Raw genomic sequence first — 15,674 nt, forward strand, 5'->3', positions numbered from 1 at the left:
GTTCAGGCCATCATTCGCAGAAGAACAGCAATAGGCCTGCCTCCTTCCCGGAGACAGGCCTGCCGCCCAATTCAACTGCGCAACCCAAATGATACCATGCTGCAATCCTTACTTATCCGCGCTTTCGCCGCAGCGGCTCCATCCACATGCGAAGGACAAAAGGAAGCATGCCAAACCATCGGTACTGCCACGGTTCCCGGCCAACCTTTTTGCCGGCTTTGACTTGTTTGCGCACCTCTTTAGGGGTGTCAATATATTTTACGACCTGCTGGGTTACATATTTGACCAGTTCCTCTTTTTTCTCCATGGTTCGATCAGCCTCCTTCCCGTAGTATGGGCAAGCTGCGGCCGCGGCAAACCTTCGGTTACTTGACGGATGATTTATATTTTCTCCGGTGCTTTCAGTCCGATTAAGGAAAGGCCGTTCTTCAATGTAATGCTTACACAGCGGACCAGGGCCAGACGGGCCTGACGGAGTTCCGCGTCTTCCACTTTCAGTATCGGACATTCATGGTAGAAATGATTGAATTTTTGCGCCAGGTCCACCAAATATCGGCTGATAATGGACGGTTCCAACCGGTCCATCGCCTGCTCGATCCGCTCCTTGAACAGGTACAGCTCCCGCAATACGCCTTGGGCTTCGGCATTCGTCAGATGAGCCGCGGCCAGAGCGCCTGCGCCGGCGGCAGCCCCTCCGTCCGCTTCCGCTTTTCTCAGCACACTGCAAGCCCGCGCATGCGTATACTGAACGTAAGGACCGGTCTCCCCATCAAAATTGAGCGCCTCATCCCAGGAAAAGACGATATCTTTAATCCGGTTGTTGCTGAGGTCGTTGAAAATAATGGCGCCAACGCCAACCTCGCGCGCCACCTCATCTTTGTTCTCCATGCCCGGGTTTTTCTCATCGATGATCTCGCGCGTCTTCTCAATCGCCTTGGTCAGAAGCTCCTCAAGATTAACCACGTTGCCTTTGCGTGTAGACAGCTTCGCACCCTCCAGGCTGACTTTACCGAAAGGCACGTGAACAAGCTGCTTTGCCCAGTCATAACCCATCAGCTCAATCACCTTGAACCACTGCTTGAAGTGAAGACTTTGTCCGGCATCCGTAACATAGATCGCTTTGTCGAAATCATATGTGTTTTTACGATAAATGGCCGCTGTAACGTCACGCGTATGGTACAGCGTGCCTCCGTCTTTCTTCACCATCAGCGCCGGAGGCATCTGATAATCGTCCAAACGGACCAGGAGAGCCCCATCGTCTTCCTCGAGCAGCTGCTTTGCTTTCAGCTCTTCCAGGACGGCCGCCATCTTGTCGTTGTAGAAGCTCTCGCCCGCATAAGAATCAAACGTAACGCCGAGCAGATCGTACATCTTCTGAAATTCTTTCAAGCTAATGTCCACGAACCAGCGCCAAAGCTTCAGTGCCTCTTCGTCTCCCTGCTCCAGCTTGACGAACCACCCGCGCGCCTCATCCTCCAGCTCCGGATGGATGTCCGCCTCATCGTGGAATTTCACATATAACCTCTGCAGCTCGCCTATGCCGTCGGCTTCTACCGCCTCCCGGTTGCCCCAAAGCTTATACGCGACGATCAGTTTGCCGAACTGCGTTCCCCAATCGCCCAGATGATTGACGCCTACGCTGTTGTAGCCCATGAACTTGAAAATGCGATACAGCGCATTGCCGATCACGGTAGAGCGCAAATGGCCGATATGGAAGGTTTTGGCGATATTCGGCGAAGAGAAATCGATGACGACGCTGCGGCCTTGCCCGATATCTTGAGCGCCGTACCGGTCGCCCTGAGTCAGCACTTCGTTTACGACCTGCGAAGCGAACTGCTCCGGATCCAGGTATACGTTAAAATAACCGGATACCGCATCGATACGGCTGACCAAGGCATGTCCGCTCCAACCCGCTTTCAGTTCCTCGGCAATCGCCTGGGGCGCCTTTCTCAACTGCTTGCTCAGCTTAAAGCACGGCAGCGATAAATCTCCCATTTGCGGATTGGGCGGGTATTCGATAAGCTCCGCCAGCGTTTCCCGGGATACGCCCTCAAGCTTACCGGCCAATTGCTCCGCAAGCCATTGTTTATAATTCATGACAAGTCATGCTCCTTTCATTCCGTTGAACGCTGCGGCAACCGCATGGTACCCCTTGATGCAACAAAGCACCCCTTAAGGGGTGCCTCCATTCGGGGCATTATGCGAAAATTGCCAGCCTTTGCATACCATCCATTATATCGGCACGCAAAATACGAGTCAAGCGCGATTATGGCGAAACCATGCGCTTTTATTGCCATCACTTCCCTCGCCTGCCCATGCATATCTAATCATTTTCTTCATCAAAATATATGGTGAACCTATGCTGAATTTACAGGAGGAATCATTTCATGGCTTTAGTTCCATTTGAGCCGTTCCGGCGTATTGATCATTTGAAAAAGGAAATGGACCGTTTTTTTAATGAGGGGCTGCCTGCCGCATTCGGATTTAATCAGGAATTCGGCGCACCGCGGATTGACGTTCACGAAACGGAGAATGAGGTTATCGCCCATTGCGAAATTGCCGGCCTGGACAAAAAAGAAGACGTAGACATTCAGGTCGAGCCTCATAATTTGACGATTTCCGGGACCATCAACAGGTTCAATGAAGTCAAGGAAGAGCAGTTTCACCGCAAGGAGCGTTTCACCGGACGCTTCCACCGGTCCATAGCCCTGCCCGCAGAGGTGATGGAGGAAGGAACCACGGCATCGTACAAGAACGGCATTCTTGAAGTGCGGATGCCCAAAGCGCCAAAGGAAACGCGCCGCCGAATCGACGTGCAGTTTCACTAAAGCTTGACGTTAACCAAACGGACCCCGATGCATTGGCATGGGGTCCGTTTGTTGAGCTACAGCATTTTTTGCATCAGCACCACATCCAGCAGCCGCCCGAATTTAAAGCCGACCTCCCGCATGGTGCCCACCATTTCGAATCCGAACACGCGGTGGATATGAATGCTGTTGTCGTTGCCTTCCGTGATGCGGGAGAGCACCGTATGCAATCCGGCGGTCTTCCCTTCCCGCAGAATCGCTTCCAGCATCGTCTTGCCAAGCCCATGCCCGCGGTACCCGTCCCGAATGTATAAGGAAAGCTCGGCCGTACGAGCATAGGCGAGCCGGTCTGAGTAACGGTTGAGCGACGCCCAGCCGGTTACCAGACCGTTATCCTCTGCTACAAGAACCGGATAAGATTTCCCATGCTGCTCAAACCACTGCTCCTGCTGTTCCATGGTTCTGGGAACCGTATCAAACGTAACCACCGTATGAAGAACCGCGTCGTTGTATATGTCCAGAATAGATGGGAGATCCGCTGCAACTGCCTGCCTTATGTTCATTTGGAGCTTTCCTTTCCTCTCAAAGGCTTTTTGACATCAGGTAACTTTTACATAAAATCATTCCTCCTCAGAATATCATGACCCTCTGAATGAATTCCAGCCTGTTTTTACATTTAATTTTCCTTTTCCGGACCAAAGGGGTACTGCAGAAATTCACGGAAAATCTGATCCGATTGCCGCGTTAAGCTTTCCAGCTGCAGGGCATCCAAATAGATCACTCTGCCTGTTCGGCAATCCTGTATTTTCAGTCGATGGGAGTTCCCATTGGAATCTATTTCAACCATAACGCTTGCAAACTCGTTTGTTATTCTCATAGATTACCCCCTGGAGCTGTGAATGAGCCGCTAGAAAAAAATCGAAATGGCCCGCGGCAAAATTCGTTGGTCAAGAAAGATGGAACGATTGGAAATTTTCCACTTATCGCCATAACGATCCAAAGTATCCTCGCGCCGCCCCACAAAAAAACTCTCTTCATTGTCGCGCCTGGATTGGAAAATAATAAAGTTTGAAAGGACAAGCAATTTTTGATTGTTATGATTCTCTTTAATAAGAATATTCGTCACCAGTCTTCTTGTCCTCGATCTAGGTTGTTCCGCATGCGCCAATCGGGTTTGCAATCTTTCGTAGCGTTTATGCAAAAATGGCTTATCGTCCTCGATGAGATGCCACTCCTGTTTTAAAGGTGACTGCTTCTGATCAACATCCCTTGTTTCGGTGGTTGGCATCCAATAACGGGCGTCATCTGTAAATAAATCCAACCAACCTTCAAAATCACTTTGATCCAGCAAGTGAGCTTCGTGATAAAGAAATAATTCAATCTCCTTATGAAGTTCCAAGTGGTTATTCATGGAAAATCCCTTCCTCCTTCATAAGCTTTAGCCAGTACCGATAAAAATTCCTTTGATTTTGTTCGGAATAATGCCGGCCAAGATGTCCCGGCAAACCTGGTACTTTGATTTCCCCCTCATGACGGATACCCATCGAATAATTAAAGTGATGCTGCCTCGAAACGTACGGCTTGGTGGACTCGGTAATTTGTTCAAAGTTTGATCCGTCATCGGCGGCAAATAAACCGGCCGGAGCATTTTCCCGTTGTGAGAAAATTCTCGCGAATTGTTTGGCTTGATCAGGCGCCTCACTGTCATACAAACTGATCTGCCATAATTCAACTTCATCTGTTCCTTTAGGATGCCATTGGAAAATATGAATACCTCGGAAGCAGCCAAAGGTAAGAAAGGTTAGATTCGGGAATATCAGAATTTGCCCGATTTGGTGTAAATTCGCCTGCTCGGGACTAAGCCGTTCTTTAAGTCTTTGGTCAATCTGTTCAACGTACTGTTCTGCTTCAGGTCCAATTTGTTTCGCAATGGCCCGATCCAATTCCAGACCCACCCCAAATTTGGGTATATCGCCTACGCTATGACCATGATCACAATAGGCGTTGTACTCTCCCAATTGATCATAAGGCGGCATAAAGCCAATTTTGAAAGCGGATCCATGAGTGTACAGCACGTGATAATCGTCACCAAAGTTTTCGGTGCAAATTTTCCAATTGGTTTTAATTTTTTGTTTCATGATGGGACCTGCCACTTCAAATTCGCCTAAAGCTCTTTCGAAGGCAGTGTCCAAATACCAGAGCAGATCTTTACCAAAGTACTCCTTTAGCGGGAGCGCGTTCGGGTCCCAATTGGCAAAAATAAAACCTTTATACGATTCAACCCGTGGAACGGTGATTAGACCGTTTTTCGATTTATCCAGTTCGCCGTAATATGCATATTGGAGTTCGGGTACGCCGATCAAATTTCCGTTGTTTTCAAAGGTCCAACCATGATACGGACAACGGAAAAATTTTGAGTTTCCTGCATCTACACTGCAAACCTTCATCCCCCGGTGGGGACAGGAATTTAAGAATACATGGATTTTGCCTGTACCATCCCTGGTTACGATAACCGGATCTTCAGCCATATAGTTGGTGATGTAATCGCCAGGATGTTTAATTTGGCTTTCATGGGCAACGAAAAGCCATGTCTTGGTGAAGATCTTCGCCATTTCATCCTGATAAATCTCCGGATCATAATTCACTTTACGACTAATTGAACCCGTTTCCAGATTGACATAATGATCCAACAATTTCATTTACCATTCCCCTTCCTCTTCATGCGTGAATCAGATTGGAATCATGAAATCAGCCGCTCTCCTCTTTTACGAGGTACGCTACTCTGACTACATGCTGCTCCATTAATTGTTTGGCCAGGGTGGAATTACCGTCTTTCAAACTATGGAATATCATTCGGTGCTCAAGCAACGACCGGGCCATCCGATGTTCTTTAAACACTTTATCCAGGGCGGCTGCGTACTCGAAAAAATCCCAATGTTCTTCCACCAAGCCTTGAATATAAGATAAACCCGAGGCTTCGTGAATGATCCTGTGAAAATCCCGATTCAAATTCGCATAATCGACAATGGATATTCCGGGTTCCTCCATGCGTCTAAGCACGGCATCTATCATATCCAGCTGCGTCTTCTCGATTTTGCGCGCGGCCCATTCAACCATTAATGCCTCCAACGAGCCTCGCATCAAAAGTCGTTCAAACAATTCGCTCGAGGTAGGTCTGCGGACAAAAGCTCCTACTTGTGGAATAATAGAAAGAAAGCCTTCCCGTTCCAGGCGTGAGATAGCCTCCAGTACCGGAGTACGGCTCATATTCAGCACCTGACAAATCTCGTTGACGTTGATCGCAGAGCCTATATCCCACTCACGGTCAAGAATGCGATTTTTTATATACATATAGGCATTATCTTTCTTCAGATCTGCCACTCCTTTTTCAACGGGAGTGATTGTCATGGCTATAACAAACCCAACCAGCTCTCGCTTAAAATTCACCTTTAAAGAAATCCGTCACCAGCTTTGTAAAACTCTCTTTTCGCTCCAACTGCGCCCAGTGACCGCAACGATCAAACACGTGAAGCTGTACGTTCGGTAAATGCTGCAGCATATAAACGCTGGAGTCTACGGATACAAAACGATCGTCCCTGCCATGAACAAGCAGAAACGGCATATTCATGCGCCTAAGAGCTGACGGCGGTACAATAACCTCAGCAGGCGACGTTGAAAACATCGATTCATAAGATCTGCGAACCTCTGGCCGCATGACTTCTTCAAAACGCTCCTGAACGATTTGATTTAATTTGTCGCCAATTATATTTTCGTCGTATACGAACCACTTCAGCAAATTTCCAAGCGCAGCAGGAGTCGGATCCTTATAAAAATTCAACATGCGAATCACTTCCGGCGTCGGAGTAGACGGCGCGCCGGCGCTCCCCATTAAAACCACACTCTGGAAGCGCTCAGGCGCTGTCATGACAAGATGAAGCGCGAGAGCCCCGCCCATGGAATTTCCCACCAAGTGTGCCTTGGCAATATCAAGTTCATCCATCAATGTCAGAATTTGCTCTACCCTTAGACGCATCCATCCCATCAACCCGCCTTGCGGCACAGGATCTGGATGATCCGTATTGCCGTAACCTGCCAAATCAGGAGCGACAACGCGATAAGATCCAGAAAAACCGGGAAGCACATCCCTCCAGTTGGATTCCGCAGTTACTCCTGGACCTCCGCCATGGAGAAAGATGACCGTCTCGGAGTTCTGTTCTCCCGACTCACAAAGATAAGTTGAGTATGAACCCGTCTTTATTTTGCGTATATTCATGTTTACCATGTTCGTTTTCCTCTCTCCTCAATAATAGTCATCATCGGAAATGATTAAACTTAAGCCTCCGTTGTTTCATCCATGGCATGACCATGACCCGGAGTATATTCCGGCCCCCACCATTGAAGAGCCACCCCAAATTCCTCCTGTCCCCATTCAACGGGTTCCCAATCCGGATCAAAAATCAAATATCCGTTGCTGAACAATTCCACCCTGTGTCCGCTTCCGGGATCTCTCACATACGCACAGACCGCTTGGCTAATCCCATGCTTTGCCGGACCAAGGTCTATCTGAATCCCGTTTTCCCGCAGGATGTCGAGCGCTCGAAGTACGTCCTGCGCATTATCCAACCAATAGGCAATATGATGGAATCGAGCCGGAGTCTCAGGGTCATGCGCCCCCATCATCGCTACATCATGAACTAGCTGCGTAACGCTCATCCAGCCTCCGATCACCTTCCCGTTATTCAGCTTTACGTATTCGCGCATCTTAAAACCGAGCTGTTCCGACAACCATTGGTGAACCGATCCCGGGTCATGTGAAGTCCAGAGATTCACATGGTCAATTCTGCGCGGCGATATCCCGCGAGCCCATGATTTGTGCGTTTGATTCTTCAGGCCGGAACGTTCTCCTTGGGGAGCCTTCGGTTTCTCCACTTCATAATAAATCTCAAACGTGTGCTGGCTGGGGAGTTTAAATTGAATCGCTTTCCCCTGTCCGGCTTCCCGCCCCGCCTCAATCCATTGAATCTTTGTACCCGCCGCTTCTAACTGTACAGCGAATTTCTCTACATCCTCTGCTCTTTTGGCACGCCAACCTATATGGTCTACGACCGCACGATCCCCTTGCTTCAAGACAAGACTATGATGTTCGAATTCCCCGCAAGCCCGTAAATAAACTGCGCCTCCCGCACGCTCAATCTCTTCCAATCCCAACACTTCTTTAAAGAACCATAATGACTTCTGCAAATCAGGGGTAACCAATGAAACATGGCCAAGCTTTGCAATTTCCGGAACTAACATTTTAACACCTCCGTAATAGGTTGAAATCAATCATATAATCGGGAATGAAAGCGCTTTATTTTTTGATTTAATGAAATACTAACATTTTAACACCGGTGATGTCAATACCTGTAAAAAATATATATCCAGCGGATGCAGCCTGATATTATTCGTGTTGTCGGAGTCAAGCTAACCCCCAATGCCTCGAAGAATGCAGCGAGAAATTAAAAAGACAGAAAAAATGCTCCGCATGCCATAACCGGACGAATGCGAAGCTGTAAAATGAAGTTCCAGTTGACCGCTTTCCCAAAAAATCACTTTATAGATGGGTTGGATGCGGATGTACGCAAATAAGCCCCCCAGACAAAGTCTGAAGGGCTTATTTGTATGTATGGATGCGGACGAGAGGACAAAGCGAGTTGTGGGAGCGTCTTGCGCTTCACGCTAACGCTGCGATCCGCCAATGTATTGAACTGCAGTGCAATCGCACTTCGACCGCGCACAGGCTGGCGCTTACATCCAGCGGCATATGGCTTACCGCCGGTGCGGAGCATGATATCTTTTCGGATGGTGCGATCGACGAGATTTATCGTTTCTCCAGTGGTGCCGCCCGGCCAACAAGGTATGTACACACTGTCTGATCTACGGCACCAGCAAGACAAATTACACCGTCAACCGCCGACACTACGCGTTAGCAGTAACATGAATTATACAAAAAGTGAATAGTTTTGGCTCTTCGCGCTACTGGGTGGATAACGAAGCAAATCATAGTTTCATAACCCTTCTAATCTGCGGTATTTCAATTCACGCATCCGCATGGGATGCGACTTATCTTATCAACGTTCTGGTGATATCTCAATAAAAATTTCAATCCACGCATCCGCATGGGATGCGACGGAGTTAATGAAGCCGCTGAAATACTAGGCTGGAAATTTCAATCCACGCATCCGCATGGGATGCGACTATGGTAATGCACTACACCATTACGATTCTCATCCTATTTCAATCCACGCATCCGCATGGGATGCGACCTGCAATGATATGGTCAACGTGCTCGCTTGGTGTGAATTTCAATCCACGCATCCGCATGGGATGCGACTACTGCTTGGAGATACCCTCATATCGCTGTAGTCATTTCAATCCACGCATCCGCATGGGATGCGACATGCTAACACCGAATATACGGTTATGGCCGTAGCATTTCAATCCACGCATCCGCATGGGATGCGACTTTATCAACAGCCATGTTATACTCTGTATAGTATTTCAATCCACGCATCCGCATGGGATGCGACACTCCCGCCGTGCCGAACATGTCAATCATTTTTTATTTCAATCCACGCATCCGCATGGGATGCGACAAGGGGCTTCTCCTGACGTTTTCCCCTTGTTCCAATTTCAATCCACGCATCCGCATGGGATGCGACTTTAAAAGTGGCTGCGTTCTTTACTCGAACAATATTTCAATCCACGCATCCGCATGGGATGCGACTATTTGCATTCCAGGCTAAAAATACTTGACCAGATATTTCAATCCACGCATCCGCATGGGATGCGACTTTGTGACTTTTCCTAGTGACTCATAATCTATCTATTTCAATCCACGCATCCGCATGGGATGCGACAACAATGTTGTCCCGTCGGGCATGATTGGAGGAAATTTCAATCCACGCATCCGCATGGGATGCGACCACCTGCCTCGTGAGCCATAGGAGTGGGCCACAATATTTCAATCCACGCATCCGCATGGGATGCGACAGCGATTTTTGATTCAAATATGCCTGAAACTCCATTTTTATGATCAAAAATACGCGTAAATCAATGAATTTCTGAAATAATATGGATAAAACTGTAAACAAAATGGGGGTTTTAACCATTTTCCCGGTGCGAATGTCCCCGGAAAACCTTGTGCACTACACATTCGCACTATAAAATTAGAAGGCCTTCCAAATCAAAAGACTCTTTCACACCAATATGTTCTACCTTGCTCTTGTAATTATGGCCCAACTGATAGAATCTGAGGCTGTCTTGTTCTTGATCAATAATATCAAGGAGCTTTAATTTTAAAACAGCAAATTGAGTGGCGTCGACAACGCACTCAAATACTGAATTTTGTACACGCTGGCCGTAATTCTGGCATATTTTCGATACCTGACGCAGTCTTCTTCGCCCTGAACTGCTAACTGTGCTTACATCATACGTAACCAATACCAGCAGCCCGATCACCTACTTTCACAATTTTCAATCCATGCGTCCGCTTGAGATGCGACGGAAACAGGCTTCAAAATATGCCTCATCTACTTCCATAAGAAAGGCGGGTACTCATCTAAATCATTGCGCAAATAACGGGCTAATAGTAGGGCTTGCGCATGCGGTACCAATCCCCAGGAGATTTTCTCACCGAGATAGGGGTGCGTGATCTTCTCTTGCTTCTTACTTTGCCATGCGGTTAGAAACTTCTTTCTCGCCTCATCCCTCATCATAACAGCACCGTTCTCTTTTTTCAAAAAATCCTCATTACTAACCATTTTCTTGTTAATTAATGACAACACAAATTTATCGGCATAGACACCTCGCAGCTCCTCCATCACATCCAGCGCCAGGGAAGCGCGTCCCGGCCGGTCTTGATGCAGAAATCCCACATATGCATCCAGCCCGACACCTTCCAGTGCGGATGCCACATCAATCGCTAACAGAGAATAGGCGAATGACAGCATCGCATTCACGTTATCCAACGGTGGCCTGCGGGAACGCGAGTGAAAGTAGAAATCCTCTTTTTGTTGCAATATCATCGAGTCAAATAGTTTATTGTAGCTAACTGCAGCTTGACCTTCCAACCCTCTTAATCGTTCCAAATCTTCACACGCCCTTACATCCAGCATGATAGCGGATAACTGCTGTGAAATCGCTTTGAACCGGGCAACATCGATGCGTAAAGGATAATCTCTGGTCATTCTCTCAATAATCCATTTGTGATTATAAATCTTGCCGACAATAAAATTACGCGCAATCTTCGCCGAAAGGACCTCATCTTCCGATATGGCATATTGTTTCTTTCTCAGGACGACATTGCCCTTGCTTTCCCCAATCACTCTGGCAAGGAATCTACCGTTCATAGTAAAAAATACTAATGAGATATTGCGCTCCGCGCAATATCCCATAAGTGCCGGACTTGCACCTGTGTAACCAAAAGCGATAATGGATTCCAGGTTGTGAAGCGGCAGTCTGCCCAGCTTCTCCTGTTCCTTAAGCAGAATAATGTTATCTCCGTCGAGTGACAAATAAACATCGGGCTGCGTAATAAATAGCGTATTAAGCAGCTTTTTCATTCACCGATTCTCCCTTCAACATAACTTTTAACGGTCCGTTTACTCATGAGCTCCGGCAAGCAAATATGTTGAAGGGAACAGCTTCGGCAGAAAGACCCCGTTTTTACTTTAGGCGTATGCCTGCGCTTATAGTAGTCTTGCATTTCAGCAACAACAAGCCTCACTTTGTTTTTAATCGCTGCGGTTAGCGGTACTTCCACCCGATGTTTGATCTCATTATAAAACAAATAGCCTTGATCAATGCCGCACAGCAGCATTTCCTCCAGACAAATGGCTTGTGCAGCCAACTGTAAAATATCCTCATCGTTCAGCTTCGGCTTTCCGCGTTTATATTCGACCGGATAGGCGATGTATTTCCCTTCAGCGCTATTAATTTCAACACCGCTATCGTCCCTTATAAACTCTACTACATCGCAAATACCTGATATTTTAAGGCTCTCCGACTTCACAGTCATCGCGCGAACGACAAGCTTATCACCTCGCTTCTCTCTTACAAACGGCTGATCTGCATTCTGGTGAAGATACTCCCCTTCAATGGTTCTGACGTTCTCTTCCCATTGCTGTTCAATATGAATTAACGCCCACTGCCGTTTGCAAAATTGAAAATGCTGTATGCCGGACAGCATTAAATAATCATCGTCTTCATTATTTCCCATGGATGCTCTCTACTTTTAATCCTTCCAAAGGCTGAACAGTAAACTTGTAATCTGTGAACGACTTGGGTTCTTCGACAAGTTTTTCAATCGTTAGGGACCGATGTACCTTGGCGGAAGAATATTGGCCCAGCTTGGAATTGTGCTCCCACCAATATACCGTGTGGACCTCCATGCTTCCTTCCGGTCTGGCGGATGACGCGTCGTTCTCAAACAAGGTAACGAGCGCTTGCTTCAACTTCTCGGCATCCTGATTCGTAAATCCGGTTTTCTCGGCCAGCTGCGTATTGATGCTGCCATAAAAAACGTAGACACCTGAATCTACGCGATGCTTCATCCCCATCGTATCCGAGCCTCTTGCCGCACCGGGCTCTGAATTGACGCTTTTGGTAATTTGCATGCTGGTGATATCAATAGGGTCAATACTCGTTGCCGTATGAATAGACACTGGACCTCTTACACCGACGGAGACACCAGCTCCCTTATCCGCTTTGAAAGCGAATACTTGGCCAAAGCTTCGGACGTCCAACCATTCCCGGCAAGCAATTCTGGCAAACTCATCACTGGAGCTTGTCTTAGACTTCAGAATTTTCGCCAGCTCGGCATTCGCATCCGCACGCTCTCTTAAGCTGCTATAAGAATCTGATCTGCGATCATTAGATTGGACAAAGATAGATTCGCCCATATCCTGCAGACGATTTCTGATCTTCCGTTTAAGCGCGACATCCGAAATCTCACCATAACCATCATAGTTTTGCCGCGGCCGATTACCATTCAAGGGATCCCCGTTAGGATTAGCCTTGGTTACAGACAATACAACTGCAAAATCAATTTTATGATCTAAAGTAGTCATGTCCATCTCTCCTATTCAATCAGATGCAGCCGCTGCATCATCATTATTTTCTTTCTTCTGATAAAGCTCATGCCGTTGACTATAGAAGCCCAGCAAATATACTTCGGATAATGGTTTATTATTAAATTCGGCAATCGGAATTCGGGAAGCAACCTCGTCAATGATCTTGGATAGATAGGTTCCCTTTGTTCCCAGCCTGGCTTGATACGGCTGCAAGGCATTCTGGATGGTTTTCCAGGTTCTTGCCGGATGCCTGGAGAACGAATTCATATAACGAATGGCATTGGTGGCGCGGGTTTCTTCAGCGCCTAACGCGCGTCTTTCCAAAACATCGGCGACAGCTAACAAGCGGCCGAATAAATAACTGCGGTCATTATTGTCTGTGTCTAATGCCACATTGTATCCCTCCCGTCTGTTGATTAGAGCGCAGGCAATACTCAACGTCTTCTCCCATTCCCATTTTTCCATCGATACGGGGTTTGACGCGCGGTGATAAGCGCTGTTTACAATATCCAACGGAATATCTCGCCCGTCGATAATGCATGGCAGCATCCGCTCCATTACCCCTTTGACCGTCTTGTCGCTCGCACTTGGCCCGTATGCGGCAAGCGCGATATCCTTTGTGGCGGGGGCCCCGTAAAATTGCACATATTCGCCATTGTCATCCTTGCGGTACCGGTGCAGCCACACGCAGGTAGAATGCCATTTCGTAAGCTTGTCCAGATAAAGCTCCTTGTTCAAATTCCGGTAGTACAGCACGGCCATGCGCCCTGTTGTGGCCGAATCCAGAATTAAAATATTCACTTCAGACGAAGACGACAACCGATTTCGATACCCGTCCAACGCTTTGGCAACTTCTACGGCGAACTCTTTATTGGTAAACGATATTTTCTCTTTAGCGGCAATCGGCGCAGGGGAAATCGAATAAAGATCCTCATTAACTCCCGGAACATCCAAATCGTCGTTACCCCATACAAGAAACACCCGCTGATCAATGGTCTTCCCCTGATGAAGAATGAGCCACTTCAATGCATTATGCGCTTTTTGGGATACGTCATAACTAATGCTTGCCGCTTCTTGGCTTAGATTAAACCGTCCTCGAAACGTAAAACCGCTGGTATCATTGGCCGAAATTAATTTGGCCTTGTCTCCCGCATTTCTAATTTTGTTGGCATGCTTGTCCGTGGCCGGAAGCGTTCTCCCCGAGACATAACAAAGATCCTCTTTGCCTAACCGACTGCTGTAAAATTGGATGAAAGAATCGTACATCTCCTGATCCTTCCATACTTCCGTTAATATCTTATTAGGCGAATAGACGTTGAACCGAACGAATGCGCTTGCTTGCTCGCCGCTAATAACTGAGAATATAGGCGGCTTTGAGCCATACAGCGCCTCATATTTCTTGTCGTCCCATTTGTCAATAAGGCGGTTATCGGCATCTATAAATAAAATCTTGTGTTCCACTAAATCCTGAATAAGCCGCCCCTTGCTCAAATAATGATAGATGCTCTTCACCTTAGAGGTACCATATGGAGAATTAGCCCAGTCTTCCAGTTGTTTAATGTAGTATGTAAAAGGCTCTTCTTTTTTAATTTCACCGCCATAGGCTGCATAATCTCCCGCTACGTAACTTAATTTATCGTGCAGCGGATAGGGGGCAATCTTGGAGCCTGCGCGGTTCGCGGAGTCTTCGGTGCACGGGATTAATGTACTCGCATCGTTTTTGTCAATCACTGTCGCCGAATGAAACTCCCCGTCTTCGGTTATATTCACTTCGATGTGCGCATTTTGCGTTGTATGGGAGACGGGCAGCAGCGTGTACTCTTGTTCGTTATGTTTTTTTTTAATCTTGCCAACGAGGTCCAAATTAGCTTCATAGGTTTCATAGAGATTCAAAAGCCAGCTCATGGATTCCCCCCCTCTTCCAATTGTGCGAACAGCTCATCTGCCGATTCGACATTGGCATGATTGAAATGCTTCGGTTCCATGTCCGTAATCACACGAACCTGCGTGCACTGTTCAGGTCTTATAAATTGGATAATTCCATCCTTCATCACCGGATTCCATAGACGCACTTCCAATTGGTTGCGGCCTGTTTCATCCGGATAATTGATGCCATGGACCATATTTCCCAGATGAATATCGCCATAGCCGTCATAAAACCCGTCCCCCTCGCCAAATTCGCAAGGTTCAACGTAAGCCTGACATTCCCTGGCACCGAGGAAAATGTCTCTTCGGCCGCCAGCCTGGAGAGAGCGCTTCATAATGTTGTGATGCTTGTGCTCGTTACGGTCATAAGCCATATCGGGCCGGTTCATGTTGAATTCGAAATGTGCACGCACCTGGTAACGGACATCTCTCAGATACGTATAGTTGGCAAGCGTATTCCCTCCGCTATAATCCATCGGACGAATGCCTTTGGATTCCATACGGATGGGGTTCATGATCCGGACGGCATCGACGATCATTAGGAGCGTCGGTTTCCAGTAAATCGATTCAACAATCCCCTTCAGAGATTGGTAGGTAGGCACTTGGTAGGAAAGTTTCTCCCCGCCAAGCTTAGTCAAAGGATCCGTGAATAACGCATAAGCGCCGTGTACGACAAACTCGATCGAGTTCCTCATCGATTCACCTCCTTCACAGCTTGATATAGTACTTATTTACTATATTTTAATAATATTCCATTTCTTTAATCTTGTAAATTTAACTTTAAGTCATGATATAATAAAAAAACAAAGCGTCTGGATTGAAAAGTATA

17 protein-coding genes and 1 CRISPR repeat array are annotated in these 15,674 nt (G+C 47.3%); of the genes, 2 read left to right on the forward strand and 15 right to left on the reverse strand.

The features are described from left to right. Positions 1-112: 112 nt before the first annotated feature. Both NR121_RS04115 and argS read right to left on the reverse strand, forming a co-directional pair. A complete protein-coding gene (locus NR121_RS04115) occupies positions 113-307 on the reverse strand; it encodes a YqzE family protein (protein ID WP_062407258.1) in 195 nt (64 codons plus the stop codon). Between the two features lie 74 nt (positions 308-381). Then, the gene (gene argS / locus NR121_RS04120) at positions 382-2,097 is read right to left on the reverse strand and encodes an arginine--tRNA ligase (protein WP_137669957.1); all 1,716 of its coding nucleotides are present in this window, start codon (positions 2,095-2,097) and stop codon (positions 382-384) included. Between the two features lie 290 nt (positions 2,098-2,387). Here argS and NR121_RS04125 point away from each other — a divergent pair, with 290 nt between their 5' ends. After that, on the forward strand, positions 2,388-2,828 hold the full coding sequence (locus NR121_RS04125; protein WP_062407254.1) for an Hsp20/alpha crystallin family protein: 441 nt from the start codon (positions 2,388-2,390) through the stop codon (positions 2,826-2,828). 56 nt (positions 2,829-2,884) lie between these two features. Here NR121_RS04125 and NR121_RS04130 read toward each other — a convergent pair whose 3' ends face one another. The 7 genes from NR121_RS04130 to NR121_RS04160 all read right to left on the reverse strand — a co-directional run bounded on the left by NR121_RS04130 (position 2,885) and on the right by NR121_RS04160 (position 8,102). After that, complete coding sequence (locus tag NR121_RS04130; RefSeq protein ID WP_062407253.1) at positions 2,885-3,370, reverse strand: GNAT family N-acetyltransferase; 486 nt, start codon at positions 3,368-3,370, stop codon at positions 2,885-2,887. Between the two features lie 113 nt (positions 3,371-3,483). Further along, a complete protein-coding gene (locus tag NR121_RS04135) occupies positions 3,484-3,684 on the reverse strand; it encodes a hypothetical protein (RefSeq protein WP_054818007.1) in 201 nt (66 codons plus the stop codon). Between the two features lie 30 nt (positions 3,685-3,714). Continuing rightward, entirely contained in the window at positions 3,715-4,218 is a 504-nt protein-coding gene (locus NR121_RS04140) for an aromatic-ring-hydroxylating dioxygenase subunit beta (protein WP_062407251.1), read from the reverse strand. Next, positions 4,211-5,506 (reverse strand): aromatic ring-hydroxylating oxygenase subunit alpha, encoded by a 1,296-nt coding sequence (locus NR121_RS04145; protein ID WP_062407243.1) that lies wholly within the window; start codon positions 5,504-5,506, stop codon positions 4,211-4,213. The genes NR121_RS04140 and NR121_RS04145 overlap by 8 nt, the downstream gene beginning before the upstream one ends. Positions 5,507-5,555: 49 nt before the next feature. Beyond that, a complete protein-coding gene (locus NR121_RS04150; protein ID WP_062407241.1) occupies positions 5,556-6,254 on the reverse strand; it encodes a GntR family transcriptional regulator in 699 nt (232 codons plus the stop codon). Continuing rightward, complete coding sequence (locus NR121_RS04155; RefSeq protein WP_054818009.1) at positions 6,244-7,089, reverse strand: alpha/beta fold hydrolase; 846 nt, start codon at positions 7,087-7,089, stop codon at positions 6,244-6,246. Before NR121_RS04155 ends, NR121_RS04150 begins: the two co-directional genes overlap by 11 nt. A gap of 50 nt (positions 7,090-7,139) precedes the next feature. Further along, positions 7,140-8,102, reverse strand: coding sequence for a VOC family protein (locus NR121_RS04160; RefSeq protein WP_062407240.1), 963 nt, complete (start codon positions 8,100-8,102; stop codon positions 7,140-7,142). 362 nt (positions 8,103-8,464) lie between these two features. Here NR121_RS04160 and NR121_RS04165 point away from each other — a divergent pair, with 362 nt between their 5' ends. After that, positions 8,465-8,722: a hypothetical protein gene (locus NR121_RS04165; RefSeq protein ID WP_256830593.1), complete on the forward strand. Its 258-nt coding sequence runs from the start codon at positions 8,465-8,467 to the stop codon at positions 8,720-8,722. A gap of 155 nt (positions 8,723-8,877) precedes the next feature. Continuing rightward, a CRISPR array of direct repeats spans positions 8,878-9,839; the repeat unit is 32 nt; unit sequence ATTTCAATCCACGCATCCGCATGGGATGCGAC. Between the two features lie 168 nt (positions 9,840-10,007). Here NR121_RS04165 and cas2 read toward each other — a convergent pair. The 6 genes from cas2 to cas5c form a co-directional block, all read right to left on the reverse strand. Continuing rightward, positions 10,008-10,298: a CRISPR-associated endonuclease Cas2 gene (gene cas2 / locus NR121_RS04170; RefSeq protein ID WP_054820100.1), complete on the reverse strand. Its 291-nt coding sequence runs from the start codon at positions 10,296-10,298 to the stop codon at positions 10,008-10,010. Positions 10,299-10,378: 80 nt separating this feature from the next. Beyond that, positions 10,379-11,410, reverse strand: a complete 1,032-nt coding sequence (gene cas1c / locus NR121_RS04175; RefSeq protein ID WP_062407236.1) for a type I-C CRISPR-associated endonuclease Cas1c — start codon at positions 11,408-11,410, stop codon at positions 10,379-10,381. Further along, positions 11,407-12,066 (reverse strand): CRISPR-associated protein Cas4, encoded by a 660-nt coding sequence (gene cas4, locus NR121_RS04180; RefSeq protein ID WP_256830600.1) that lies wholly within the window; start codon positions 12,064-12,066, stop codon positions 11,407-11,409. The genes cas1c and cas4 overlap by 4 nt, the downstream gene beginning before the upstream one ends. Then, on the reverse strand, positions 12,056-12,916 hold the full coding sequence (gene cas7c / locus NR121_RS04185; RefSeq protein ID WP_054820099.1) for a type I-C CRISPR-associated protein Cas7/Csd2: 861 nt from the start codon (positions 12,914-12,916) through the stop codon (positions 12,056-12,058). Before cas7c ends, cas4 begins: the two co-directional genes overlap by 11 nt. A 15-nt stretch (positions 12,917-12,931) precedes the next feature. Further along, on the reverse strand, positions 12,932-14,824 hold the full coding sequence (gene cas8c / locus NR121_RS04190) for a type I-C CRISPR-associated protein Cas8c/Csd1 (protein ID WP_074727914.1): 1,893 nt from the start codon (positions 14,822-14,824) through the stop codon (positions 12,932-12,934). Further along, positions 14,821-15,540, reverse strand: a complete 720-nt coding sequence (gene cas5c, locus NR121_RS04195) for a type I-C CRISPR-associated protein Cas5c (RefSeq protein ID WP_054820098.1) — start codon at positions 15,538-15,540, stop codon at positions 14,821-14,823. The genes cas8c and cas5c overlap by 4 nt, the downstream gene beginning before the upstream one ends. Between the last annotated feature and the right edge of the window lie 134 nt (positions 15,541-15,674).

It is taken from the genome of Paenibacillus sp. Pae15, from assembly GCF_024519685.1.
GTDB lineage: Bacteria > Bacillota > Bacilli > Paenibacillales > NBRC-103111 > Paenibacillus_G > Paenibacillus_G naphthalenovorans.

Excerpts from the sequence above, each read along its gene's own strand:
- NR121_RS04115 (WP_062407258.1), bottom strand. The coding sequence starts at position 307 with ATGGAGAAAAAAGAGGAACTGGTCAAATATGTAACCCAGCAGGTCGTA.
- argS (WP_137669957.1), bottom strand. The coding sequence starts at position 2,097 with ATGAATTATAAACAATGGCTTGCGGAGCAATTGGCCGGTAAGCTTGAG.
- NR121_RS04125 (WP_062407254.1), top strand. The coding sequence starts at position 2,388 with ATGGCTTTAGTTCCATTTGAGCCGTTCCGGCGTATTGATCATTTGAAA.
- NR121_RS04130 (WP_062407253.1), bottom strand. The coding sequence starts at position 3,370 with ATGAACATAAGGCAGGCAGTTGCAGCGGATCTCCCATCTATTCTGGAC.
- NR121_RS04135 (WP_054818007.1), bottom strand. The coding sequence starts at position 3,684 with ATGAGAATAACAAACGAGTTTGCAAGCGTTATGGTTGAAATAGATTCC.
- NR121_RS04140 (WP_062407251.1), bottom strand. The coding sequence starts at position 4,218 with ATGAATAACCACTTGGAACTTCATAAGGAGATTGAATTATTTCTTTAT.
- NR121_RS04145 (WP_062407243.1), bottom strand. The coding sequence starts at position 5,506 with ATGAAATTGTTGGATCATTATGTCAATCTGGAAACGGGTTCAATTAGT.
- NR121_RS04155 (WP_054818009.1), bottom strand. The coding sequence starts at position 7,089 with ATGGTAAACATGAATATACGCAAAATAAAGACGGGTTCATACTCAACT.
- NR121_RS04160 (WP_062407240.1), bottom strand. The coding sequence starts at position 8,102 with ATGTTAGTTCCGGAAATTGCAAAGCTTGGCCATGTTTCATTGGTTACC.
- cas1c (WP_062407236.1), bottom strand. The coding sequence starts at position 11,410 with ATGAAAAAGCTGCTTAATACGCTATTTATTACGCAGCCCGATGTTTAT.
- cas4 (WP_256830600.1), bottom strand. The coding sequence starts at position 12,066 with ATGGGAAATAATGAAGACGATGATTATTTAATGCTGTCCGGCATACAG.
- cas7c (WP_054820099.1), bottom strand. The coding sequence starts at position 12,916 with ATGACTACTTTAGATCATAAAATTGATTTTGCAGTTGTATTGTCTGTA.
- cas8c (WP_074727914.1), bottom strand. The coding sequence starts at position 14,824 with ATGAGCTGGCTTTTGAATCTCTATGAAACCTATGAAGCTAATTTGGAC.
- cas5c (WP_054820098.1), bottom strand. The coding sequence starts at position 15,540 with ATGAGGAACTCGATCGAGTTTGTCGTACACGGCGCTTATGCGTTATTC.